Raw genomic sequence first — 21,855 nt, forward strand, 5'->3', positions numbered from 1 at the left:
CGCGTAGGCTGGACGCCGCCCGTACCCCCTGTATAGCTCCGTGAGGTGTCCTGTGTCCCCGCGTCGCAACCGACCCAAGGGAGCCGGTTCGTCCGGCCGCAGCGCCGAGGACGACGGATCCGGGCGCTACGGCGGCTGGCAGTCGTCGGAGAGCTGGCGGGGCGAGGACTGGAGCGTACGGCACGTGGCGGGCGCGAGCGCACAGGGGAAGTCGTACCGCTGCCCGGGCTGCGACCAGCTGATCCCGGACGGCGTCCCGCACGTGGTGGCCTGGCCGGCGCACTCGGGCGTCGACGAGCGCCGCCACTGGCACAAGTCCTGCTGGAACGCCAAGGACCGCCGCACCACGCGGGTGCAGCGGTCCCGTAACGCGCCGAGGTTCTGAAGGCCGGCTACACGTCCCGCCTCTCCAGCAGGGCGAAGGCACCGGCGAACGCGACCGCCGTCACACCGAGCATGATCCACAGCGGGTCCCAGCCGGACGGGCCGGAGTCGCTGAGCGAGTTGGCGTAGAAGATGCTCATCTGGTTCGGGATCGAGTACTCGAACAGCGCCTGCTGCACGTCCTTCAGGGACTCCGAGAACATGAACAGCGCGATCACCAGCGGGGCGAGCAGGGCCCCGATCATGATGGTGATGGCGCCCGCCGAGTGGCGGATGATCGAGCCGATGGCCAGCGACAGCATGCCGAGCAGTGCCACGTAGAGCGAGACGCCGACGGTGCCTTTCAGCCACTCGCTTCCGGTGGGCTCGCCGGCCCCGTTGCTCTCCAGCATGGTCACGTGCAGCAGGCCGACGAGCGTGGCGGACACCAGCGTCACCACGAACGCCACGAGGAAGAACACGATCGCCTTGGCCGCGAGGACCCGGCCGCGGCTCGGGCACGCCGTCATCGTGGTGCGCACCATGCCGGTGCCGTACTCCGAGGCGGTGGTCAGCACACCGAGGGTGATCAGGCAGATGCTGCCGAGCAGCAGGCCGAAGAAGCCGAGGGCGAGCGGGCTCTCGCCGTCCACGTCGGTGTCCGAACTGGCCACCACCGCGCCGGTGAGCAGGCCCAGGCCGAGGACCAGGAGGACGAACACGCCCAGCGTCCACATCGTCGAGCGCACCGACTTGATCTTCGTCCACTCGGAGGCGATCGCGTGCCCGAGGTGCGTGCGCACCACCGGGATCGGCGACGTGTACGTGGGGTAGGGCGAACCGGGCGCCGCCTGCCAGTCGGGTGCGGCCTGGGGCATCGGGGGCTGGGGCGTGCTCATCGGGCGTCCTCGGACTTGGTCGGGTCGGTGACGGGCGCGGGGGCGGAGGCGGCGGGCGGCACGGCGGCCGGAGCGGGCGCCTGCGGGGGCTGGGAGGGCTGCTGGACCGGCTGTGCCTGCGGCGGCTGCTGCGCCGCGTACGGGTTGGCGGGCTGTCCGCCCGGCAGCGCGCCGGGCGCCGCCGGGGCACCGTACGGTCCGGCCGGGGCCTGACCCGGCGCGCCCTGCGGCACGGCGAAGGGCTGACCGCCCTGCTGGGGCGGCGGCGGGGCGTACCAGCCGGGCTGGCCCTGCCCGGGCACCGGCATCGGCGGCTGCGCGCCGGGCGGCAGCGGCTGCTGGAGCCCGGCCTTCTGGTCGTCGGTCGACCGGTAGTCGACGGCGCCCTGCGTCATCCGCATGTACGCCTCCTCCAGCGAGGCCTGGTGCGGCGACAGCTCCCACAGGCGTACGTCGGTGTCGTGCGCGATGTCGCTGATCCGGGGGAGCGCCAGCCCGGTCACCCGCAGCGCACCGTCCTGCTCGGACATGACGTGCCCGCCCGCCTCGGTCAGCGCGGCGGTCAGCTTCTCGCGCAGCTGCGGCTCCGTGTCCGGCGTGCGCACGCGGGCGAAGTCGGCGGAGTTGGCCGAGATGAAGTCCGTCACGCTCATGTCGGCCAGCAGCTGGCCCCGGCCGATGACGATCAGGTGGTCGGCGGTGAGCGCCATCTCGCTCATCAGGTGCGAGGAGACGAAGACCGTACGGCCCTCCGCCGCGAGCGCCTTCATCAGGTTGCGCACCCAGTGGATGCCCTCGGGGTCGAGGCCGTTGACCGGTTCGTCGAAGAGCAGCACCTGGGGGTCGCCGAGCAGGGCCGCGGCGATGCCGAGCCGCTGGCCCATGCCGAGCGAGAAGCCCTTGGAGCGCCGCTTGGCCACGTCCTGGAGGCCGACCACGCCGAGCACCTCGTCCACGCGCCGGGCCGGGATGCCCGAGAGCTGGGCCAGGCTCAGCAGGTGGTTGCGGGCGGACCGGCCGCCGTGCACCGCCTTGGCGTCGAGCAGCGCGCCCACCTGACGGGGGGCGTTCGGCAGCTTGCGGTACGGGTGGCCGCCGATCGTGACACGTCCCGCGGTGGGGTTGTCCAGGCCCAGGATCATGCGCATCGTCGTCGACTTGCCCGAGCCGTTGGGCCCGAGGAAGCCGGTGACGGCGCCTGGCCGCACCTGGAAGGACAGATTGTGCACTGCGGTCTTGTCGCCGTAGCGCTTGGTCAGGCCGACAGCCTCGATCATGCTCCGCACCCATCGGAAGGTTCAGGACAGCAGGGCGCACGCCCCCGTAAGGGTTAGGAGGATATCGAGGCGCTGACGGTTCCGTTCAAGCCCGGGCAAAATCCGACGCCCCGCGAAATCCGGGGGACAGACCCTAGGCGTCCCGCCTCTTCAGCACCACGTACCCGCCGACGAGGGCCGCGATCACCCACAATGCCATGATCCCGAGTCCGCCCCACGGCCCGTACGGCACGTCGTCGTCGAGCGGCGCGACCACCTGCATGATCTTGCTGCCGGCCTGGTCGGGCAGGAACCGGCCGACCTTCTCGGTGGCCGGGACGTTGCCCAGGATGTTGGAGATCAGGAAGAAGAACGGCATCAGGATGCCCAGGGACAGCATCGGCGAGCGCAGCATCGCCGCGACGCCCATCGAGAACATCGCGATGAGCGTCATGTAGAGCCCTCCGCCGATGACCGCGCGCAGCACCCCCGGGTCGCCGATCGACGCCTTGAGGTCGCCGAGCATCGCCTGACCGAGGAAGAAGGTGGCGAAGCTGGTGATCATGCTGACGACCAGTGCCAGTGCGGTGGCCACCGCGATCTTGCTGAACAGGAAGGTGCCACGCTTCGGCACGGCGGCCAGCGAGGTGCGGATCATGCCGGTGCTGTACTCGTTCGCCACCACCAGCACGCCGAACACGATCATCGCCAGCTGGCCGAGGCTCGTCCCGGCGAAGCTGATGAAGGTCGGGTCGAAGGTGAGCTGGTCCTCCCGGCCCATGTTGTCGAACTCGCTCTTCGACAGCGCCGAGATCAGCATGCCGAGGGCGATCGTGACGACCACGGCGAGGCCCAGCGTCCACACCGTGGACGCGACCGACCGGATCTTGGTCCACTCGGACCGGACGACCTGTGTCGCCGCCATGCTCATCCCTTCCTCCACTCGCTGCCCCACTGCTGCTGTTGCTGCGGCGGCACCGGACCGGCCGGCTGTCCGTCGTGCGCGTGGTACTCCACCGACTCCGCCGTCAGCTGCATGAACGCCTCCTCCAGCGACGCCCGCTGCGGGCTCAGCTCGTGCAGCACCACCTGGTGCCGCGCCGCCAGTTCACCGACGGCCTCCGCCTTGTCGCCGTCCACCTCCAGCACCTCGGCGCCCGTCTCCACGACCGTGATGCCCTCGCCGTGCAGCAGGTCGAGCAGCCGCTCGCGCTGCGGGGTGCGGATGCGGACGTAGCTGCGCGAGTTCTCCGCGATGAAGTCGGCCATCGAGGTGTCCGCCAGCAGCCTGCCCTGGCCGATGACCACCAGGTGGTCCGCCGTCAGCGCCATCTCGCTCATCAGGTGGGAGGAGACGAAGACCGTACGGCCCTGGGAGGCCAGTGTCTTCATCAGGTTGCGGATCCAGTGGATGCCCTCGGGATCCAGCCCGTTGACCGGTTCGTCGAACATCAGGATCCGCGGGTCGCCCAGCAGCGCCGCGGCGATGCCGAGGCGCTGGCCCATGCCGAGGGAGAACCCCTTCGTCTTCTTCTTGGCCACCGCCGTGAGCCCGACCGTGTCCAGGACCTCACGCACCCGCCGTGACGGGATGCCGTTGCTCTGCGCGAGGCACAGCAGGTGGTTGTAGGCGCTGCGCCCGCCGTGCCAGGCCTTGGCCTCCAGCAGCGCGCCGATGTACGTCAGCGGGTCCTTCAGCTGGTCGTAGTGCTTGCCGTCGATCCGGACGTCCCCGGCCGTCGGCCGGTCCAGGCCCAGCACCATGCGCATGGTGGTCGACTTGCCCGCGCCGTTGGGGCCGAGGAAGCCCGTGATGATGCCCGGTCTGACGGTGAAGGAGAGATTGTTGACCGCCACCTTCTCGCCGTACCGCTTGGTCAGCCCCTCGAGCTCGATCATGCGCCCACGCTAGAACGGGACGAAGCCCTCTGCCACCCCGGTGACAGAAGGCTTCGTCCGTGTTCCGTGCTTGTTCGGCCGGCGTACGCCCCGCGTCAGCGGGACTGCTGGGCCGGCACCCCGCGGGAGACCGGCTCCTCGTCGGCCGGCGTGCCGGCGGCGGCCACCGCGGCGCCCGTGAGGGTCGCCAGCATCTCGCGCACGTTGGTCAGCTGCGCGTTGATGGAGTCGCGGCGGTTGGTGAGGGCGGCGAGCTCGCGCTCCGATTCCGAACGGATGCGGTCGGCCTTGGCGTTGGCGTCGGCCACGATGTCCTCGGCCTGGCGCTGAGCCGTCTCGACGGTCTGGCGGGCGCGGCGCTCGGCGTCCGTGCGCAGCTTCTCCGCCTCCAGGCGCAGCTGCTCCGCGCGGTGCTCGATCTCCGCGAGCCGCTTCTCGGCCTTGGCCTGACGGGAGGCCAGGTCGCGCTCGGACTGCTCGCGGCGCTTGGCGAGGTTCGTCTCGAAGTCGGCGGCGGCCTGCGCGGCCTTCGCGCGGGTCTCCTCGAAGAGGGCGTCCGCCTCCTCGCGCTTGGACTGCGCGTCCTTCTGCGCCTCGGAGCGCAGCTGGGCGGCGTCGCCCTTGGCCTGCTCGACGATCCGGACGCCCTCGTCCTCGGCCTTGGCCTTGCGCTCCGCGGCGTACGACTCCGCGTCGTTGCGCACCTGCTGGGCCGCCGACTCGGCGAGCTCGCGGTGCTGCTCGGCCGCGCGCCGGGCCTCCTCGCGCAGGTCCTTCGCCTCTTCCTCGGCGAGGCGCAGGATCTTCTCGACCCGGGCACCGAGACCGGCGTACGACGGCTCGGCGTCGTTCACCTGGGCCTGGGCGTTCTGGGTCTCGAGGTGGAGCTCCTCGATGCGCTTTTCCAGAGCGGTGATGCGGGCGAGAGCGCTGTCACGGTCGGAGACGAGCTTGGAGATACGTTCGTCCACCTGAGCGCGGTCGTACCCACGCCGCACAAGCTCGAAGCCGTAGGGGGAAGTGTCGCTCATGGGGTTCCTGTCGAAAGAGACCGGGTGAGGTGATAGAGGGAATCCTAGGCGCCGATGCGGTGTGTCATCGAGCGGATGCACGTTTGATACGGAGAATGACACCTCTTTCGGGTGGCTGACACGCGGACGGCTTGCCAAAGTTCTGGTCAAGGGTTTGTCCCGGCGGACCCCAAAGGTTCCAGCAGACACCGAATCCGCCCCGGACGCTAGCCGTCTGACGACTTGCCACCCGAACGTGGGGCACCCACCGTGGCCGAGGCCTTGACCCCGTTGTCCTTGCCGCCGCCCGCGGGCGCCTCGAAGGACTCCAGCGCCTCCAGCACGTCCTGCACCCGGGAGATCTCGGCGTTGATGTCCTCACGGCGCCGCACCAGGACCTCCAGCTCGCGCTTGCCCTCCTCGACCGTGTTCCGCGCCTCGCGGACGGCCTCGGCCTTGAGCTCCTCGGCCTCCCGGACCAGCGTGGCCTTCTTCTGCTCGGCCTCCTTGAGCAGGCCCTCGGCCTTCTTGACGGCGGCGATGCGCACCTTGCCGGCCTCGGAGTTGGCCTCCGACACCAGTTCCTTGGCCTTCGCCTCGGCCTTGGCGAGCTGTTCCTCGGCGGCCTTGACGAGCGCGTCGCAGCGGTCGCCGGCCGACTTCATCGTCTCGGCGGCCTCGCGGCGGGCGCGTTCGTGCAGTTCCTCGATCTCGGTGGTGAGCCGTTGGCGCAGCTCCTCCGCGCGCTCCCTTATGGCGGTCGCGTCCCGGCGCGCGCCGACCAGCAGCTCGTCCGCGTCCGTACGGGCCTTCTCCACCCGGGTGTTGCCCTCGACCGTCGCCTCCTGGACGATCCGCTCGGCCTCCGCGCGGGCCGCGCCGACCATCGTGTCGGCCTGCGACTCGGCGTCCGCGGTGGCCTTCTGGGCCTGCTGCTGGGCCTCGGTGAGCAGCTTGTCGGCCTCGGCCGTGGTCTCGGTGATGAGCGTGTCGACCTGCTCGGCCGCCTCCGAACGCCGCTTGTTGGCGTCCTTGCGGGCCTCGTCGAGGGTGCGCTCGGCCTCCTCGCGGGCGGCCGCGGTGACCCGCTCGGCCTCCGCCGCCGCCTCGGCCCGGACCCGCTCCGCCTCGGTGCGGACGCGCTCGGCGTGCTGCTGGGCGGAGCCGACCGTCTCGGCGGCCTCGGCACGCAGCCGCTCCGCCTCGCCGGTGGCGTCCGAGAGCAGCTGCTCGGCCTGGGCGCTCGCCTCGGCCCGGACCCGGTCGGCCTCCGCCTCCGACTCCGACCGCAGGCGCTCCGCCTCGTTCGCCGCCTCGGTGCGGACGCGCTCCGCCTCCGCCACCGTCTCCGTGCGGATGCGGTCGGTCTCCGCGAGGGTCTCCGTGCGGATGCGGTCCGTCTCCGCGGCCGTCTCGGTGGTCAGCCGCTCCGCCTCGGAACGCGCCTCGGTGATCAGGGTGTCCGCCTGCGTCGCCGCGTCGGACCGGATGCGGTTGGCGTCCTCGCGGGCGTCGGCCCGGGTACGGGCCGCCGACTGCTCGGCCTCGGCGATGGCGTCGGACGCCTCCGTGCGCACCCGCTGGGCGTGCTCGGAGACGTCCGCGCGGATGCGCTCGGCCTCCGTGATGGCCTCGGAGACCGTCCGCTCGGCCAGCGCCTTGGCGGCCTCCGTCTCCTCCTGCGCCTCGCGCCTGAGGCGTCCGGCGTCCTCGCTCGCCCGCTCCCGCTCGGCGTAGGCGTCGGCGCGGACCCGGTCCGCCTCCTCCTCGGCCTCGCGCCGGGTGCGTTCGGCCGCGTGCTCGGCGGCGCTGCGCAGCCCGGTGATCTCCTCCTGGGCCTGCTCGTGCAGCCCGGCGACGGACTCCCGTACCTGCGTCGCGTGCTGCTCGGCGGCCGACACCATCTCGGTGGCGCGCCGGTCGGCCTCCTCGACCAGCCGGGTCGCCTCGGCCTGCGCCTCGTCCACGCGCTTGCGCGCCGAGGCAAGCAGCTCCTCGCTCTGCTCGCGGGCCCGCTCGCGCTCCTGGTCGGCCTCCTGCCGGGCGTCCCGGAGCAGCTCCTCCGCCTCGCGGCGGCGCCGGGCGGCCTCCTCCTGGGCGGCGGCCAGCGTCTCGGAGGCCTCGGCGGCGATGCGTTCGGCGGCGCTCTGCGCCTCCGCCCGCACCCGGTCGGCGCTCTCCTGCGCCTCCGACTTCAGCCGCTCCGCCTCGTTCGACGCCTCGGAACGCAGGCGTACCGCGACGGCCTCGCCCTCGGCGCGGGAGGCGGAGGCGTCCGCGGCGGCCTCGGTGCGCAGCCGCTCGGCCTCCGTCTCGGCCTGCTGCTGGAGCGTACGGATGCGCTCGGCGGCCTCGGTGCGCAGCCGTTCGCTCTCCTCCGCGGCCTCGCGGCGGATCCGCTCGCCCTCCTCGCGGGCCTCGGTCAGCGCCTGCTCGGCGGCCGTGCGGCGTTCCTCGGCCTCCTCCTGGAGCCGGGTCAGCTCCGCGGCGGCCTCCTCCCGGCGGACCTCGACGGCGCGCTCGGTCTCCTCGCGCAGCTCGCGGGCGGCCCGCTCGGCCTCCGCCTGGAGCTCCTCGGCCCGCTCGGCGGCCTCCGCGCGGTGCCGCTCGGCCTCCGCGCGGGTGCGCTCCAGGGTCTCCTCGGCCTGCCGGCGCAGGGTCGTCGCCCGCTCGATCGCCTCGGCACGGACCTTCTCGCCGTCCGCCGCGGCGGTCTGCCGCAGCTCGTCCGCGTCGGCCTTCGCCTTGGCGAGCAGCTCCTCGGCGGTCTTCGCCGCCTCCTCGATCTGCGCCACGGCCTCCTTGCGGGCCTCCGCGCGGATCTTCTCGCCCTCTTCGACCGCGTCGGCCCGCAGCTGCTCGGCCTCGCCGCGCAGCCGGCGCGCCTCCTCCTGGAGCTCGACCGTCTTGGCGCGGTACTCCTTGGTGTCGTCCTTCGCCGCGCCCTTGAGCTGCTCGGCGATGTCGTGCGCCTCACCGCGCAACCGGTCCGCCTCGGCCTCGGCCTCGGAGCGGATGCGTTCGGCCTCCTCGGCGGCGGCCTTTGTGGTGCGCTTGGCGTCCTCGGCCGCCTTGTTCAGCACGTCCTCGGCGGTCTTGGCCGCCTTGGACAGCTGGGTCGCCGACTCCTCGGCGGTGATCGTGCGGGCCTTCTCGGCGGCCTCGGCGACGATCTTCTCGGCCTCGGCGCGGGCGTCCGCGACCAGCTGCTCGGCCTCGGACTTCGTCGACTCGGCGTCCTTCGTGGCTTCGCTGACCAGCCGGGCGACCTGCTCCTTGGCGGTGCGGGTGCGCTGCTCGTTGGTCTGCTCGGCGCTCGCGAGGGCCTTGGCCGCGGCCTCCTTGGCCTCGGTGACGACCTTCTCGGCCTCGGTCTGCGCCTTGCGCAGCGCCTCCTCGGCCTCGGCCATCCGCTGCTCGGCGGTCCGGCTCAGCTCCTGGGCCCGGCGCCTGGCCTCCTCGGACTCGGTGGCCGTGGAGGTGCGCAGCTGCTCGGCGTGGTCGGTGGCCTCCTGGGCCTGCGTGGAGGCGGCGTTCAGCAGCCGCTCCGCGTCGGCGCGGGCCCGGCGCAGGATCTGCTCGGCCTCGGCGCGGGCGTTCTCGGCGTCGCTGCGCAGCCGCTGCCGGGCCTCGGTGGTCAGCCGCTCGGCCTCCGCGCGGGCCGCGGCCAGGGACTGCTCGGCCTCCGCGCGGGACTCGTCGAGCAGCCGGCGGGCCTGCTGCTCGGTGCGGGCGCGCAGCTGCTCCGCCCACGCCACGTTCTCGTTGACGTGCGACTCGACGGTCTGCCGGCGCTCGGCCAGCTCCTGGTCGAGCTGCTGGCGCCGGGTCACCGCCTCCTGGTGCAGCTCCGCCTGGAGCCGGGCCGCCTGCTCGGCGTGCTCCTGGAGGATGCGCTGCGTCTGCGCGCGGGCCTGGCTCAGCTCCCGCTCGGCGTCCGCGCGCAGCTGGTCGGCCTGCGTCTGCGCGTTGCGCAGCAACTGCTCGGCCTGGTACCCGATGTCGCCGCCGTCGAAGGCGGGCCGGGACATGATGGTGCGCCGCGCCTCGTGCAGCTTGGCGCGCAGCACCTCGACCTGGTAGCCGAGGTCCTCGGCGTGCTGGATCGCCTTTTCCCGCTCGGTCTTCAGCCGCTTCATCTCGGCCTCGAACCGAGAGAGGTGGTCGACGTCAGCCGCCGGCTCTCGCTCCTGGCTCTCGTAGCCCCGCACTGCGCGGTCCCATCCGTCCCCTGGTCGCAAATAACTCCGAACGAGCTCCGTCCGTCGACCGGACGGGGCCCCCGGGGGAATGGTGTCAGATCAACGGCGGAGCACGCGCTTCTGCCCCGGCGTTCGCCCCCCGAAACACGGACCCCGGCGGTCCCGCCACCGCAGACGGCAGGACCGGGTCACCCCGGACTGAGCGGCGACCGCACCCAACCCTACCGGCCCATATGTACGACGGTCAGTGCTCAGGTGACTCAACGGCCGCCGAAGTGACGAGTTCTGTCAGTACGCCATGGCAGTCCTTGGGGTGCAGGAAGGTGATCCGCGACCCCATGGAACCGCGCCGGGGCTCGTCGTACAGAACGCGTACGCCCTTGCCCCGGATGTCCGCCGCGTCCGCGTCCACGTCCGCCGTACCGAAGGCGATGTGGTGGACGCCCTCGCCGTTCTTGGCGAGCCACTTGCCGACCGCGGAGTCCTCCCGGGTCGGCTCCAGGAGCTGCAGGTACGAAGCCCCGCCGTCCGACGTATCGTTGATCTTGAGCATGGCCTCGCGCACGCCCTGCTCCTCGTTGACCTCGGTGTGGAACACCTCGAAGCCGTAGGTGGCACGGTAGAACTCGACGGTCGTGTCGAGGTCGTGACAGGCGATTCCGATGTGGTCGATTCGCGTCAGCATGGATTCAGTGCAGCGCTCCGGAGGTGGTTACGCAACGTGCGCGCGATCACACCGACCGCCGGGTGACGGGCGGCATACCGCTCAGTACATTCGAGTAAACCCTCGTTCACTCCTCGGCCTGTGCGGGCCGGAAAAGGGGATCGCAGCTCATGTCTTCTGGAACCGCTGAAACCTCTGGAACCTCTGGAAAGAACGGCACGACCTCCGTCATCGTCGCGGGTGCCCGCACCCCGATGGGCCGGCTCCTCGGCTCGCTCAAGTCCTTCTCCGGCGCCGACCTCGGCGGCTTCGCGATCAAGGCCGCCCTCGACCGCGCCGGGATCGGCGGCGACCAGGTCCAGTACGTGATCATGGGGCAGGTCCTCCAGGCCGGCGCCGGGCAGATCCCGGCCCGCCAGGCCGCCGTGAAGGCCGGCATCCCCATGAACGTCCCGGCGCTGACGATCAACAAGGTCTGCCTCTCGGGCCTGGACGCGATCGCGCTCGCCGACCAGCTCATTCGCGCCGGCGAATTCGACGTGATCGTCGCCGGCGGCCAGGAGTCCATGACCAACGCCCCGCACCTGCTGCCGAAGACCCGCGAGGGTTACAAGTACGGCGCGGTCCAGATGCTCGACGCCATGGCGCACGACGGTCTGACCGACTCCTTCGAGGGCATCGCCATGGGCGAGTCCACCGAGAAGCACAACACCCGCCTCGGCATCGAGCGCGACGCCCAGGACGAGGTCGCCGCGCTCTCCCACCAGCGCGCGGCCGCCGCCCAGAAGAACGGGATCTTCGAGGCCGAGATCACCCCGGTGGAGATCCCGCAGCGCAAGGGCGAGCCGGTGGTGTTCAGCAAGGACGAGGGCATCCGCGGCGACACCACCGCCGAGTCGCTGGGCAAGCTGCGCCCGGCGTTCTCCAAGGACGGCACGATCACCGCGGGCTCCTCCTCGCAGATCTCCGACGGCGCCGCGGCCGTGGTCGTGATGAGCAGGGCCAAGGCCGAGGAGCTGGGCCTGGAGTGGATCGCGGAGATCGGCGCCCACGGCAACGTGGCCGGCCCGGACAACTCTTTGCAGTCGCAGCCGTCGAACGCCATCCAGCACGCGCTGAAGAAGGAAGGGCTGGAGGTGTCGGACCTCGACCTGATCGAGATCAACGAGGCCTTCGCCGCCGTCGCCGTGCAGTCAATGAAGGACCTCGGCGTCTCCACCGAAAAGGTGAACGTCAACGGCGGGGCCATCGCCCTGGGGCACCCCATCGGCATGTCCGGCGCCCGCCTCGTGCTGCACCTGGCGCTGGAGCTGAAGCGGCGCGGCGGCGGGGTCGGCGCGGCGGCGCTGTGCGGCGGTGGCGGCCAGGGCGACGCGCTGATCGTGCGGGTGCCCAGGGCCTGACCTCGGTCACCGGGTACGGACCCCGGTGGCGACTTCTCACTGAACGGAGCTGTGATGCAGGACGTCTCCTCACTGGTGGCCCAGGCCCGGGAAGGCCGGCCCCGGGCCGTGGCCCGGCTGATCTCGCTGGTGGAGGGGGCGTCCCCGCAGCTCAGGGAGGTCATGGCGGCCCTCGCGCCGCTCACGGGGAGCGCGTACGTGGTCGGCCTGACCGGCTCGCCGGGCGTCGGCAAGTCCACCTCCACCTCGGCGCTGGTGACGGCGTACCGCAAGCAGGGCAAGCGGGTCGGCGTCCTGGCCGTCGACCCCTCCTCCCCCTTCTCCGGCGGCGCCCTGCTCGGCGACCGCGTCCGGATGTCGGAGCACGCCTCCGACCCCGGCGTCTACATCCGCTCGATGGCGACCCGCGGCCACCTCGGCGGCCTCGCCTGGGCGGCCCCGCAGGCGATCCGCGTCCTCGACGCGGCCGGCTGCGACGTGATCCTGGTCGAGACGGTCGGCGTCGGCCAGTCGGAGGTGGAGATCGCCTCCCAGGCCGACACCTCCGTCGTCCTCCTCGCCCCGGGCATGGGCGACGGCATCCAGGCCGCCAAGGCCGGGATCCTGGAGATCGGCGACGTCTACGTCGTCAACAAGGCCGACCGCGACGGCGCGGACGCCACCGCCCGCGAGCTGAACCACATGCTGGGCCTCGGCGAGGCCCGCGGCCCGGGCGACTGGCGCCCGCCCATCGTCAAGACGGTCGCCGCGCGCGCCGAGGGCGTCGACGAGGTCGTCGAGGCGCTGGAGAAGCACCGCGCGTGGATGGAGGAGCGCGGAGTACTGGCCGAACGCCGCCGCGCCCGCGCCGCCCGCGAGGTCGAGACCATCGCCGTCACCACCCTGCGCGAACGCATCGGCGATCTCCACGGCGACCGCCGCCTCGGCGCCCTCGCGGAGCGCATCGTCACGGGCGAGCTGGACCCGTACCGCGCGGCGGACGAACTGGTGGCGGGGCTGACGAACGGCTGACGCGGACCCTCGTCCGGGCGACGGGCGACGGGCGACGGGCGACGGGCGGCGGCGACGGCGGGGGTGACGGCGACGGCTCGACCGGCGCCCGGCCGGCGCCGGTCGAACCCCGGGGCGCGGACAGCCGCCGGCGTCGAACCGGCCCCCTCGGGGCGGTCGGCGAGGGCAGTGCGCCGGCTCGTGTCCGCTGTTCGCCGGTCCGTGGCACGAGGGGGCGCCGACGAGACCGGGACGGAAAAGGGAATGCGGCCACAGGGCCGCGCCACTACATTGACGCGCGTGTTCCTCCTCTTGGCCTAGGACCCGCCCCGCACGCGACCGCCGCATCCGGCCGTCGCGCGCTTCGGCGTCCCCTCGTTGCCTCCCTCCTGAGGAACCCTTCGCGTGTCCACGCCCACTCCGCGGCCCTCGTACGCCGCCGTGCTCCGTGTCCCCCATGCCCGCCGCACCTTCGCGGCCGCCCTCTTCGGCCGGCTGTCGTACGGCACGGTCTCCCTCGCCCTGATGCTCTCCCTGACCCGGTCCACCGGGTCGTACGCCGTGGCCGGCACGGTCATGGCCGTCTTCGGTGCCACCGGCGTCCTCGTCTCCCCGTACCGCGCGGCACTCGTCGACCGGCACGGCCTGCGCCGGGCGCTGATCCCCATGGCCCTGCTGTACGGCGGCCTGCTCTGCGCGCTGGCGGAACTCTGCCGGCACCCCGGGGTCCCCGCGGCCGTGCTCGCCGGGGCCGCCGCGCTCGCGGGGGCCTGCACACCGCCGCTCGGCTCCACGATGCGCGCGGTGTGGGCCGAAATGCTCCCCGACCGGAAGCTGTTGCAGCGGGCCTACAGCCTCGACGGCGTCGCCGAGGAACTGCTCTTCGTCTCCGGCCCGCTCCTGGTCGGCGCCGTCGTGACCGTCGCGCCGCCGGCGGCCGGCGTCGTGCTCAGCGCGTTCCTGGTGGTGACGGGCACCCTCGCCTTCGCCTCCTCACCGGCGGCGGCACTCCTGCGGCCGACGGGGTCGGAGAAGAGCGAGGGCCCCGTACCCGGACGGGGCGGCACCGGTCAGGGCCGGGCCCTGCTGCAACCCGTCGTCGTCGCCGCGTGCGTCGGCGTCTCGGTGAGCGCCGTCGACCTCCTCGTCGTCGCCTACGCGGGCGAGCGCGGCCTCGGTGACGGCGCCGTCGCCTGGGTGCTCGCGGCGCTGTCGGTGGGCAGCGCGGTCGGCGGTCTTGTCAACGGCGCCGTCACCTGGAGTTCGCCCACCCGCGCCCGGCTCCCGTTCTTCGCGGCGGGTCTCGGCCTCTGTCTCGCCGTCGCGGGTCTCGCGCCCGGCCTCGGCACGCTGATCCCGGCCGTCATGTGCGCGGGCCTGTTCGTGGCCCCGGCGCTGACCACCGCCTATCTGGTCGCCGACGAGAGTGCGGCCCCCGGTTTCCGGGTCCGCGCGGGCACCTGGTGCAACACCGCGGTGAACGCCGGGATGTCCGGCGGTGCCGCCGCCGTGGGACTGCTGGTGGAGCGGCTGCCCCTGCCGGCGTGCTTCGCGGTGTCCGGCGCGGTCGCCGTGGCGGCGGCGCTGGTGCCGGGGCGCCGCCGCCGAGGGGCCGCCGGGCGGCCGGGGAACGTCAGTCGTCGTCCGAGCCGGAGTCGTCGGCGTCGTCGGAGTCCGAGTGGTGCGAACGGTCGGCCGTGACCTTGCCGGTCCGCGGGTCGACGCGCCAGTCCTGCTCGCCCTTTCCGGAGGACGTGGTCTCCACCTCCCACGCGGCCTCGCCGTCCCCGTAGTAGCCGTCCTCGTCCAGCTCCACGGAGGTCACGGTCCCGCGGCCGGCGGCGGCCTTCGCGGCCTCGGCGGCGTCCACGGACGTGCCCTTCAGCGCGGCCCGCACCTCGTCGGTGTCGTCCTCGTCGTCCGTCTCGGAGCCGAGCACCTTGCCGGTGCCCGGGTCGATCCGCACGCTGTGCCAGGTGCCGTCGCCGGCGAGGACGTCGACCTCCCAGACCGCGCGCTCGCGGTCGTCGCCGTCGTCGTCGCCGTCCTCCTCGTCCAGTTCGGCGGAGACGGCGGTGCCCGGGGCCTCCTTCAGGGCGGCGGCGACGGCCTCGGCCGCCGTCACCTTCGCGGAGGACGCGCGGGCGTCGTCGTCGCGGTCGTCGTCCCGGTCGTCGCGGTCGTGGTCGCGGGAGCCGTCCCGGTCGTCCGCGTCGTCGTCCGCCCGGTCGTCGGCGGCGCCCCGCGCGTCGTCGTCCCGGTCCCGGACGTCCGACTGGCGCGTCGTACCCGGGTCGTCGTCCCCCGTGGTCGCCAGGGCCGTCGCCGTACCGCCTCCGATCAGTGCGGCGGCGGTGACGGCGGCGATCACGATGTTGCGCTTCATGCGGATTCCTCCCGAGTCGTACAGAGACGTTCGCGTCGGCGTGATGTCGACGTCCTCACTGTCACCGGCCGACGCTGAGGCCAGGCTGAAGCCGCCTGAAGGGTTCTTCAGCTTCGTTTTGCGACCCTTGGGCCATGCGCCTGTTGATCGTGGAGGACGAGAAGCGCCTCGCCGTGTCGCTCGCCAAGGGCCTCACCGCCGAGGGCTACGCCGTGGATGTCGTCCACGACGGCCGGGAGGGCCTGCACCGGGCCGGCGAGGGCGTGTACGACCTCGTCATCCTCGACATCATGCTGCCCGGCCTCAACGGCTACCGGGTCTGCGCGGCCCTGCGCGCCGCCGGTCACGACGTGCCGATCCTGATGCTCACCGCCAAGGACGGCGAGTACGACGAGGCGGAGGGCCTGGACACGGGCGCGGACGACTACCTCACCAAGCCCTTCTCGTACGTCGTCCTCGTCGCCCGCGTGAAGGCCCTGCTGCGGCGGCGGGCGCAGGGCGCCGGAGCCTCGCCCGTGCACGTCCACGGGGACCTGAAGGTCGACACCGCCGCCCGCCGGGTCTTCCTCGGCGAGCGCGAAGTGACGCTCACGGCGAAGGAGTTCGCCGTCCTGGAACAGCTCGTGGTGCGGGCCGGGCAGGTCGTGTCCAAGGCCGAGATCCTGGAGCACGTCTGGGACTTCGCCTACGACGGCGACCCCAATATCGTCGAGGTCTACGTCAGCGCCCTGCGGCGCAAGCTGCGCGCCGCGCTCATCCGGACCGTGCGCGGGGCCGGCTACCGGCTGGAGGTCGAGCGATGAGCCGTCTCCTGGGGTCGGTCCGGGCCCGCGCCACGCTCGGCGCCACCCTCGTGGTCGCCGTCGCCCTGGTCGCGGCCGGCACCGCCGTCCTGCTGTCCCTGCGCTCCAACCTGCTCGGCGAGGCCGGCACCCAGGCGGAACGCTCCGCGCGCGAGGTCGCCACCGAACTGGCCATCGGCACGCCGTACGGCGAACTGTCCCTGGACGTCGACGACCGCCCGTTGCAGATCGTCGACGAGGAGGGCAGGCTCGTCGCCGCCAGCGAGGACCTGGAACGGATCAGCGGCACCGGCGTCGACGCGGTGAAGCCGCGGCCTGCCCCCGCCGGCGACGACGCCGACGACGGCGACCCGGACGATGACGACGACTCCGGCGAGTCGCTCGAAGCCGGTGAGATCGGCGGGCGGATCACCGTCAGCGACGGTTCGGCGACGATCGACGGCGACACGGAGGACTACCGCTTCGCCGCCGTGCCCGTCGAGACCGACCGGCAGGGGCGGCTCACCGTCTGGGCGGGCGCCCCGCTGTCCGCCGAGCACGGCGCCGTGAACACCGCGCTGACCGTCATGCTGACCGGCTTCCCGCTGCTGCTCGTGGTCGTCGCGTGGGTGACCTGGCTGGTCACCGGGCGGGCGCTGCGCCCGGTGGAGGGCATCCGCCGGGAGATGGCCGCGATCACCGCCAGCGAGGACCTCGCGCGCCGCGTCCCGGTGCCGGGCACGCACGACGAGGTGGCCCGGCTCGCCTCGACCACCAACGAGACGCTGGCCGCCCTGGAGACCTCGGTGGAGCGGCAGCGGCGTTTCGTCGCCGACGCCTCGCACGAGCTGCGCAGCCCGATCGCCTCGCTGCGCACCCAGCTCGAGGTGGCCGCCGCCCATCCGGAACTGCTCGACCTGGACGGCGCCGTGGAGGACACCGTACGGCTGCAGCGGCTCGCCGCCGACCTGTTGCTGCTGGCCAGGCTGGACGCGGGGGAGCGGCCCGCCGACGCGCGCGTCGACCTCGGGGAGCTGGCGCGGGAGGAGGCCGGGGGCCGGGACGGGGTGCGGGTGCGGGCCGAGGACGACGTGACGGTCGCCGGGTCGCGCGGGCAGCTGGGGCGGGTGCTGGCCAACCTGCTCGACAACGGCCGGCGGCACGCCCGCTCGGCGGTCGAGGTGTCCGTGCGGCGGGACGGGGAGGCGGCCGTGGTCGCGGTGGCCGACGACGGGGAGGGCGTGCCGGCGGCCGACCGGGAGCGGATCTTCGAGCGCTTCGTACGGCTGGACGCCGCCCGCAGCCGCGACGACGGCGGGGCGGGGCTGGGCCTGGCCATCGCCCGCGACGTCGCCGTACGGCACGGCGGCACGCTCACGGTCCACGACGCGCCGGCAGGCGGCGCCCTGTTCGAGCTCCGCCTGCCGGGTGCCTGGTCCTCGACCGGTTCCACCGCTTCCACGGAGGAGATCAGGCGGACGTGATCAGGGACGTCCGCGCTGTCCCCGCAGGTGCTCCGCGATCGGCCTGAGCGCCTTGTCGAGCTCCGTCAGGGCCTCCGGGGCCAGCAGGTCGATGAAGTGCCGACGGACGGACGCCACGTGGTGCGGCGCGACCTTCCGCATCGTCTCCAGGCCGTGCTCGGTGAGGACGGCGTAGAGCCCGCGGCGGTCGGACTCGCAGTTCTCCCGTCGGACCAGGTCCGCGTTCTCCATGCGGGTGATCTGGTGGGAGAGGCGGCTCTTGGACTGCATCGTGGCGGTGGCCAGGTCGCTCATCCGCATGCGGTCGCCCTCCGACTCGGAGAGATTCACCAGGATCTCGTAGTCGTTGATCGTCAGGCCGAACGGCTGCAGGTCCTTCTCGAGCTGGTGCGTCAACAGCCTGTTGACCTCCAGGTGGGTGCGCCAAGCACACTGCTCCGTATCGGTCAGCCAGCGGGTGGCCGTCTCGGTCTCCATGTATGAAGTCTACCTAAAATGTTGAAAGGCGAACTAGTGAGGGGTGGTCCGTGACGGTGACGGTGCGCACGCGTTCGACGTCACACTCCGCAGATTACCGCTCACAGCCCGAAGCGGCGCTGGAGGTCCCCCAGCTGTCCGGGAAGCCCCGGTGCCCCGGACCGGCCTCCCGGGGCCCCGGGAGTACCGCCTCCGGGCACCCCCGCCTGCTGCGGCGCGACCCCCGTGGCCTGCTCCGGCATCAGCGTCTCGCTCGACTGCAGCAGTACCGTCCCCGCTCCCGCGAACTCGAACTGGTGCTCCTCCCCGGAGGCCCCGCCCAGGCCCGTCATCGCACGTAGACCGCCCAGCAGGCCGGTCATGTACCCGTGGTCGTAGTGATGGCACGGTGACGGGCAGTCGGCCCAGCCGACCAGGGCCTGCGGGTCGACCCGGATCGGGGGCTCCATGAACACCACCGGCCCGTTCGACGCGGCCACGAACTTTCCGGTTCCGATCAGTGTCAGAAAACCCGGCACGATCGACTGCTTGAGAGCGAGACTTGGCTGAAAAGCAAGCAAGTTGCCCGAGCGAATGGTCAGGTTGCCGTCTTCCAGGTCGTACGAATTGACATCGAATGCCCGGTCGGCGAGGAGCATCTTGCCCGAGCCCTCGGCGACGACCCAGTCGCTCGCGTGCAGAGGCGAATGGAACGAAGTGCGCATCAGGCGGTCCAGCCGCCCGTGCCCGATCCCGTTGAACTCGATCGTCCCGTAGTAGGCGATCATCTTCCCCTTCTGCAGGAACCACTGGCTCCCCTTGAGCTCCACGCAGAAGGTGTACGGATTGACGTTGTCGTCCGCCGGCAGGGACGCCGGGTCGTGGTGCACGGTGCTCACAGCTTCTCCTCCGACGCCTGGACGAACACGGTGCCGCTGCCGCTCAGCTCCAGCTGGAACGCCTCGCCGGAGCCGCGCCCGACCATGTCCCGCCAGCCCAGCGCGGTGGACAGCTTGTTGCGGACGTCGCCGTAGTGGGCGACATAGGCCTGCGGGTCGACGCGCACCGGCCGCTGCGGGGTGATCGGGATCTCGAAGACGCCCCCGTGGGCCATCACCGCCACCGAGCCGTGGCCCCTCAGCGTCGTCGTGAACAACCCCTGCCCGCTCACCTGACCGCGCACCATGCCCATGGCCCCGCCCTGCGCGCCCAGGAACACCGTGCTCTGCTCCAGGGTGCCCTCGAAGGCGAGGAGCCGGTCCGCCTCCACGTACAGCGTGTCGCCGGAGAGGCCGATCACCTGGACGTGGTGGCCGCCGTGCCCGAAGAGCACGGTGCCGCTGCCCTCGACGGTCATCAGCGGGGTGTCCTCGTTCGCCATCCGGCGCCCGATCATCGACGCCACACCGCCCTGACCGCCGCGCATGTTCGGGGTGAAGGACACGTCCCCCTGGTAGGCGAGCATCGCCCCGCGCTGACTGAACAGCCGCTGCCCGGGGGCCACGGTCGCCTGGACCATCTTGGAATTGATCTCCCGGAAGGCCATCTCACACATCCCCCGCGATCGTGTTCCGCTCGCTCGGCTGCACGTACACCAGCCCGTCGCCCTCGAAGCGGATCTGGAAGGCCTCCCCGCCGCCCTCCCCGAACAGCGTGCGGAAGGTCACACCCGACTGGAAGGACTGCCGCAGGTTCCCCTGGTGCGCGACGTACGCCCCCGGGTCGACCGTCAGCGGGTACTGCGCGCTGACCCGCAGCACCACCGCCGGCCCGTCCGACATGATCGCCACCTGCCCGTGCCCCTCCACGGTCGTGGTGAACAGCCCGTTGCCCTGCGAGGCGCCGCGCGCCCCCGTGAAGCTGGTGCCGGTCCGCAGTCCGGCGTTCGCCGCCAGGAAGTTGCTCGACTCGACGTACAGCCTGTCGCCCTGGAGGCCGACGAGGTTGATCTCCGAGGCCCGGTCCGCGAACCAGCAGGTCCCCTGCCCCCTCACCTCCATCACCGTCATCTGCTCGCCGGTGATCCGCCGGGTCACCATGCCCCGGATGCCCTCACCGCCGCCGCTCAGCTTCTTGAAGGCCATCTCCCCGTCGTACGCGACCATCGAGCCGTTCTTCGCCTTCACGGCGTCCCCGGTCATGTCGACGGCGAGTACCTTGCTTCCTTGAAGTCGGAACATCGCCACAAATGTGACGGTAGCCCGCCGGGCGGGCCCGCCGACAGGTCTCCGACCCCCTGGCCCGGGCGCGTCGGGGGTTTGCCACAATGGACGCGCGCTTGTGCGTTCGTTCACAAACGGCCGGCTCGCCGAGCGTGCCCGAGTACCGATCGATTCCCTCCCACCGAAGGTGACCCGTGGACCTCAAGACCGCCTCCGCCCTCCGCCGCCTCCGCCTGGTCTCCGGCCCCGAGGCGATCTCGTTCCTGCTGCTCCTGGTGTGCTCCGTGCTGAAGCGGACCACCGACTTCAACGCGGTGCCCGTGATGGGCATGGTGCACGGCGTCCTCTTCGTGCTGTACGTGATCTTCTGGGCGGACGCCTGGAACCGGGCCAAGTGGTCCTTCGGCACCGCCGCCTTCTACTTCGTCATGTCGGTCCTGCCGACCGGCGGCTTCTTCGCCGAGCGCAAGCTCAAGCGTGAGGCCGAGAGCGCGGTCATCGCCTCCCGCGCCCGCCAGGAAGGGATCGTCAACGCATGATCGTCGCCTTCTCCGTGACGCCGCTCGGCGTCGGCGAGGACGTGGGGGAGTACGTCGCCGACGCCGTCCGGGTGGTCCGCGAGTCGGGCCTGCCCAACCGCACCGACGCGATGTTCACCTCCGTCGAGGGCGAGTGGGACGAGGTCATGGACGTCGTCCGGCGGGCCGTCGCCGCCGTCGAGGCCCGGGCGCCGCGCGTCTCCCTGGTCCTCAAGGCGGACATCCGGCCGGGCGTGACGGACGGTCTCACCTCGAAGGTGGAGACGGTGGAGCGGCACCTCGCCGAGTAGCCGTCCGGCGCGGGCGCCGGTATCGAAAGACGAGACGGGGCTGACCGGGATATGACCGGCCGGTAGGGTCTGATGCCGTGCCGAAGCCCCTCAGTCTCTCCTTCGACCCCATCGCCCGTGCCGACGAACTGTGGAAGCAGCGCTGGGGCGGCGTGCCGTCCATGGCCGCGATCACCTCGATCATGCGGGCGCACCAGATCCTGCTGGCCGAGGTGGACGCGGTGGTCAAGCCGTACGGGCTGACCTTCGCACGCTACGAGGCGCTGGTGCTGCTGACCTTCTCCAAGTCGGGCGAGCTGCCGATGTCCAAGATCGGCGAGCGCCTCATGGTGCACCCCACCTCCGTGACGAACACCGTCGACCGGCTGGTGAAGTCCGGCCTGGTCGACAAGCGCCCCAACCCCAACGACGGCCGCGGCACGCTCGCCACCATCACCGACAAGGGCCGCGAGGTGGTCGAGTCGGCCACCCGTGACCTCATGGCGATGGACTTCGGCCTGGGCGCGTACGACGCCGAGGAGTGCGGGGAGATCTTCGCGATGCTCAGGCCGCTGCGAGTGGCCGCCGGCGACTTCGAGGAATCCTGAGCGAGTCGCCGGGCCCGCCCGAAGATCGCGCGAAACGGACGGTTACGCTCGTTCCCATGAAAAAGAGCGTGCTGACCCGCTACCGGGTCATGGCGTACGTCACCGGTGTGCTGCTGATCCTGCTCTGCCTCGGCATGATCGCCAAGTACCTGCTGGACATGGACGGCGCGGCCGACTTCACCCGCGTCGTCAGCATCGCGCACGGCTGGCTGTACGTGATCTACCTGGTCTTCGCCTTCGACCTGGGCGCCAAGGCGAAGTGGAAGGTCAGCAAGCAGCTGTGGGTGCTGCTGGCCGGCACCATCCCGACCGCCGCGTTCTTCGTGGAACGCAAGGTCAGCCAGGAGCTCGACGCCAAGGTCGCCGCGACCGAGGCGCCCGCCGCGGCCAAGGCGTAGCCGGCCCGTTCCGGGCCTTCCACCGCCGTACGGACACCCGTACGGCGGTTCCCCATCGACATTTACTTGGACGTCCTAGTAAATT

Annotated in this window: 22 protein-coding genes; 10 read left to right on the top strand and 12 right to left on the bottom strand. The window is 72.1% G+C overall.

Features of this window, described 5'->3' with window-relative positions; genetic code table 11:
- Nucleotides 1–52 precede the first annotated feature (52 nt).
- Nucleotides 53–385 carry a hypothetical protein gene (locus ACLIN4_RS24445; RefSeq protein WP_043379819.1) on the top strand — a complete coding sequence of 111 codons (333 nt, stop codon included), beginning with the start codon at nt 53–55 and terminating at the stop codon, nt 383–385.
- Between the two features lie 7 nt (nt 386–392).
- Here ACLIN4_RS24445 and ACLIN4_RS24450 read toward each other — a convergent pair whose 3' ends face one another.
- The 7 genes from ACLIN4_RS24450 to mce all read right to left on the bottom strand — a co-directional run bounded on the left by ACLIN4_RS24450 (nt 393) and on the right by mce (nt 10,314).
- Nucleotides 393–1,262 (bottom strand): ABC transporter permease subunit, encoded by an 870-nt coding sequence (locus tag ACLIN4_RS24450; RefSeq protein ID WP_289908720.1) that lies wholly within the window; start codon nt 1,260–1,262, stop codon nt 393–395.
- On the bottom strand, nt 1,259–2,539 hold the full coding sequence (locus ACLIN4_RS24455) for an ABC transporter ATP-binding protein (protein ID WP_289908719.1): 1,281 nt from the start codon (nt 2,537–2,539) through the stop codon (nt 1,259–1,261). The genes ACLIN4_RS24450 and ACLIN4_RS24455 overlap by 4 nt, the downstream gene beginning before the upstream one ends.
- A 133-nt stretch (nt 2,540–2,672) precedes the next feature.
- The gene (locus ACLIN4_RS24460; protein WP_100048264.1) at nt 2,673–3,449 is read right to left on the bottom strand and encodes an ABC transporter permease; all 777 of its coding nucleotides are present in this window, start codon (nt 3,447–3,449) and stop codon (nt 2,673–2,675) included.
- Nucleotides 3,446–4,417 carry an ABC transporter ATP-binding protein gene (locus ACLIN4_RS24465; protein ID WP_290014548.1) on the bottom strand — a complete coding sequence of 324 codons (972 nt, stop codon included), beginning with the start codon at nt 4,415–4,417 and terminating at the stop codon, nt 3,446–3,448. The genes ACLIN4_RS24460 and ACLIN4_RS24465 overlap by 4 nt, the downstream gene beginning before the upstream one ends.
- A 95-nt stretch (nt 4,418–4,512) precedes the next feature.
- Entirely contained in the window at nt 4,513–5,448 is a 936-nt protein-coding gene (locus ACLIN4_RS24470; protein WP_100048262.1) for a cellulose-binding protein, read from the bottom strand.
- A gap of 206 nt (nt 5,449–5,654) precedes the next feature.
- The gene (gene scy / locus ACLIN4_RS24475) at nt 5,655–9,638 is read right to left on the bottom strand and encodes a polarized growth protein Scy (RefSeq protein WP_381939200.1); all 3,984 of its coding nucleotides are present in this window, start codon (nt 9,636–9,638) and stop codon (nt 5,655–5,657) included.
- A 235-nt stretch (nt 9,639–9,873) separates the two neighbouring features.
- Entirely contained in the window at nt 9,874–10,314 is a 441-nt protein-coding gene (mce, locus tag ACLIN4_RS24480; protein WP_100048260.1) for a methylmalonyl-CoA epimerase, read from the bottom strand.
- Between the two features lie 149 nt (nt 10,315–10,463).
- On the opposite strand from mce, the gene ACLIN4_RS24485 reads away from it, so the two are divergent.
- From ACLIN4_RS24485 to ACLIN4_RS24495, 3 genes are all read left to right on the top strand, one after another.
- Nucleotides 10,464–11,696, top strand: coding sequence for an acetyl-CoA C-acetyltransferase (locus ACLIN4_RS24485; RefSeq protein WP_107480477.1), 1,233 nt, complete (start codon nt 10,464–10,466; stop codon nt 11,694–11,696).
- 54 nt (nt 11,697–11,750) lie between these two features.
- Nucleotides 11,751–12,707, top strand: coding sequence for a methylmalonyl Co-A mutase-associated GTPase MeaB (gene meaB, locus ACLIN4_RS24490; RefSeq protein WP_381914102.1), 957 nt, complete (start codon nt 11,751–11,753; stop codon nt 12,705–12,707).
- Between the two features lie 384 nt (nt 12,708–13,091).
- Nucleotides 13,092–14,387 carry an MFS transporter gene (locus ACLIN4_RS24495; protein ID WP_411576229.1) on the top strand — a complete coding sequence of 432 codons (1,296 nt, stop codon included), beginning with the start codon at nt 13,092–13,094 and terminating at the stop codon, nt 14,385–14,387.
- Here the strand turns inward: ACLIN4_RS24495 and ACLIN4_RS24500 are convergent.
- Nucleotides 14,320–15,072 (bottom strand): PepSY domain-containing protein, encoded by a 753-nt coding sequence (locus tag ACLIN4_RS24500; protein ID WP_290014546.1) that lies wholly within the window; start codon nt 15,070–15,072, stop codon nt 14,320–14,322. The two genes, ACLIN4_RS24495 and ACLIN4_RS24500, sit on opposite strands and share 68 nt — an antisense overlap.
- Nucleotides 15,073–15,206: 134 nt before the next feature.
- Here ACLIN4_RS24500 and ACLIN4_RS24505 point away from each other — a divergent pair, with 134 nt between their 5' ends.
- Complete coding sequence (locus tag ACLIN4_RS24505) at nt 15,207–15,875, top strand: response regulator transcription factor (protein ID WP_100048256.1); 669 nt, start codon at nt 15,207–15,209, stop codon at nt 15,873–15,875.
- Nucleotides 15,872–17,338 (top strand): ATP-binding protein, encoded by a 1,467-nt coding sequence (locus ACLIN4_RS24510; protein WP_289908713.1) that lies wholly within the window; start codon nt 15,872–15,874, stop codon nt 17,336–17,338. Before ACLIN4_RS24505 ends, ACLIN4_RS24510 begins: the two co-directional genes overlap by 4 nt.
- Here the strand turns inward: ACLIN4_RS24510 and ACLIN4_RS24515 are convergent, their stop codons facing one another.
- The 4 genes from ACLIN4_RS24515 to ACLIN4_RS24530 form a co-directional block, all read right to left on the bottom strand.
- Nucleotides 17,339–17,815: a MarR family winged helix-turn-helix transcriptional regulator gene (locus ACLIN4_RS24515; protein ID WP_100048255.1), complete on the bottom strand. Its 477-nt coding sequence runs from the start codon at nt 17,813–17,815 to the stop codon at nt 17,339–17,341.
- A gap of 101 nt (nt 17,816–17,916) precedes the next feature.
- Entirely contained in the window at nt 17,917–18,693 is a 777-nt protein-coding gene (locus tag ACLIN4_RS24520; RefSeq protein ID WP_289908712.1) for an AIM24 family protein, read from the bottom strand.
- Nucleotides 18,690–19,340, bottom strand: a complete 651-nt coding sequence (locus ACLIN4_RS24525; RefSeq protein ID WP_411576781.1) for an AIM24 family protein — start codon at nt 19,338–19,340, stop codon at nt 18,690–18,692. The genes ACLIN4_RS24520 and ACLIN4_RS24525 overlap by 4 nt, the downstream gene beginning before the upstream one ends.
- A 1-nt stretch (nt 19,341) precedes the next feature.
- The gene (locus tag ACLIN4_RS24530) at nt 19,342–19,974 is read right to left on the bottom strand and encodes an AIM24 family protein (RefSeq protein ID WP_381939210.1); all 633 of its coding nucleotides are present in this window, start codon (nt 19,972–19,974) and stop codon (nt 19,342–19,344) included.
- Between the two features lie 176 nt (nt 19,975–20,150).
- Here ACLIN4_RS24530 and ACLIN4_RS24535 point away from each other — a divergent pair, with 176 nt between their 5' ends.
- From ACLIN4_RS24535 to ACLIN4_RS24550, 4 genes are all read left to right on the top strand, one after another.
- On the top strand, nt 20,151–20,495 hold the full coding sequence (locus tag ACLIN4_RS24535) for a DUF3817 domain-containing protein (RefSeq protein ID WP_100047455.1): 345 nt from the start codon (nt 20,151–20,153) through the stop codon (nt 20,493–20,495).
- Nucleotides 20,492–20,785 (top strand): MTH1187 family thiamine-binding protein, encoded by a 294-nt coding sequence (locus tag ACLIN4_RS24540; protein WP_043383196.1) that lies wholly within the window; start codon nt 20,492–20,494, stop codon nt 20,783–20,785. Before ACLIN4_RS24535 ends, ACLIN4_RS24540 begins: the two co-directional genes overlap by 4 nt.
- Before the next feature lie 77 nt (nt 20,786–20,862).
- Entirely contained in the window at nt 20,863–21,372 is a 510-nt protein-coding gene (locus tag ACLIN4_RS24545) for a MarR family winged helix-turn-helix transcriptional regulator (RefSeq protein ID WP_043379788.1), read from the top strand.
- Nucleotides 21,373–21,428: 56 nt separating this feature from the next.
- On the top strand, nt 21,429–21,770 hold the full coding sequence (locus tag ACLIN4_RS24550) for a DUF3817 domain-containing protein (protein ID WP_043379786.1): 342 nt from the start codon (nt 21,429–21,431) through the stop codon (nt 21,768–21,770).
- Nucleotides 21,771–21,855 lie beyond the last annotated feature (85 nt).

Origin of the sequence: Streptomyces mutabilis (genome assembly GCF_046628145.1) — a bacterium.
In the GTDB taxonomy this organism is placed as follows: domain Bacteria; phylum Actinomycetota; class Actinomycetes; order Streptomycetales; family Streptomycetaceae; genus Streptomyces; species Streptomyces mutabilis.

Bases quoted from the DNA above. Each gene is read 5' to 3' on its own strand.
- ACLIN4_RS24450 (WP_289908720.1), bottom strand. From the start codon at position 1,262: ATGAGCACGCCCCAGCCCCCGATGCCCCAGGCCGCACCCGACTGGCAG.
- ACLIN4_RS24455 (WP_289908719.1), bottom strand. From the start codon at position 2,539: ATGATCGAGGCTGTCGGCCTGACCAAGCGCTACGGCGACAAGACCGCA.
- ACLIN4_RS24460 (WP_100048264.1), bottom strand. From the start codon at position 3,449: ATGAGCATGGCGGCGACACAGGTCGTCCGGTCCGAGTGGACCAAGATC.
- ACLIN4_RS24465 (WP_290014548.1), bottom strand. From the start codon at position 4,417: ATGATCGAGCTCGAGGGGCTGACCAAGCGGTACGGCGAGAAGGTGGCG.
- ACLIN4_RS24470 (WP_100048262.1), bottom strand. From the start codon at position 5,448: ATGAGCGACACTTCCCCCTACGGCTTCGAGCTTGTGCGGCGTGGGTAC.
- mce (WP_100048260.1), bottom strand. From the start codon at position 10,314: ATGCTGACGCGAATCGACCACATCGGAATCGCCTGTCACGACCTCGAC.
- ACLIN4_RS24485 (WP_107480477.1), top strand. From the start codon at position 10,464: ATGTCTTCTGGAACCGCTGAAACCTCTGGAACCTCTGGAAAGAACGGC.
- meaB (WP_381914102.1), top strand. From the start codon at position 11,751: ATGCAGGACGTCTCCTCACTGGTGGCCCAGGCCCGGGAAGGCCGGCCC.
- ACLIN4_RS24500 (WP_290014546.1), bottom strand. From the start codon at position 15,072: ATGAAGCGCAACATCGTGATCGCCGCCGTCACCGCCGCCGCACTGATC.
- ACLIN4_RS24505 (WP_100048256.1), top strand. From the start codon at position 15,207: ATGCGCCTGTTGATCGTGGAGGACGAGAAGCGCCTCGCCGTGTCGCTC.
- ACLIN4_RS24510 (WP_289908713.1), top strand. From the start codon at position 15,872: ATGAGCCGTCTCCTGGGGTCGGTCCGGGCCCGCGCCACGCTCGGCGCC.
- ACLIN4_RS24515 (WP_100048255.1), bottom strand. From the start codon at position 17,815: ATGGAGACCGAGACGGCCACCCGCTGGCTGACCGATACGGAGCAGTGT.
- ACLIN4_RS24525 (WP_411576781.1), bottom strand. From the start codon at position 19,340: ATGGCCTTCCGGGAGATCAATTCCAAGATGGTCCAGGCGACCGTGGCC.
- ACLIN4_RS24530 (WP_381939210.1), bottom strand. From the start codon at position 19,974: ATGTTCCGACTTCAAGGAAGCAAGGTACTCGCCGTCGACATGACCGGG.
- ACLIN4_RS24540 (WP_043383196.1), top strand. From the start codon at position 20,492: ATGATCGTCGCCTTCTCCGTGACGCCGCTCGGCGTCGGCGAGGACGTG.
- ACLIN4_RS24550 (WP_043379786.1), top strand. From the start codon at position 21,429: ATGAAAAAGAGCGTGCTGACCCGCTACCGGGTCATGGCGTACGTCACC.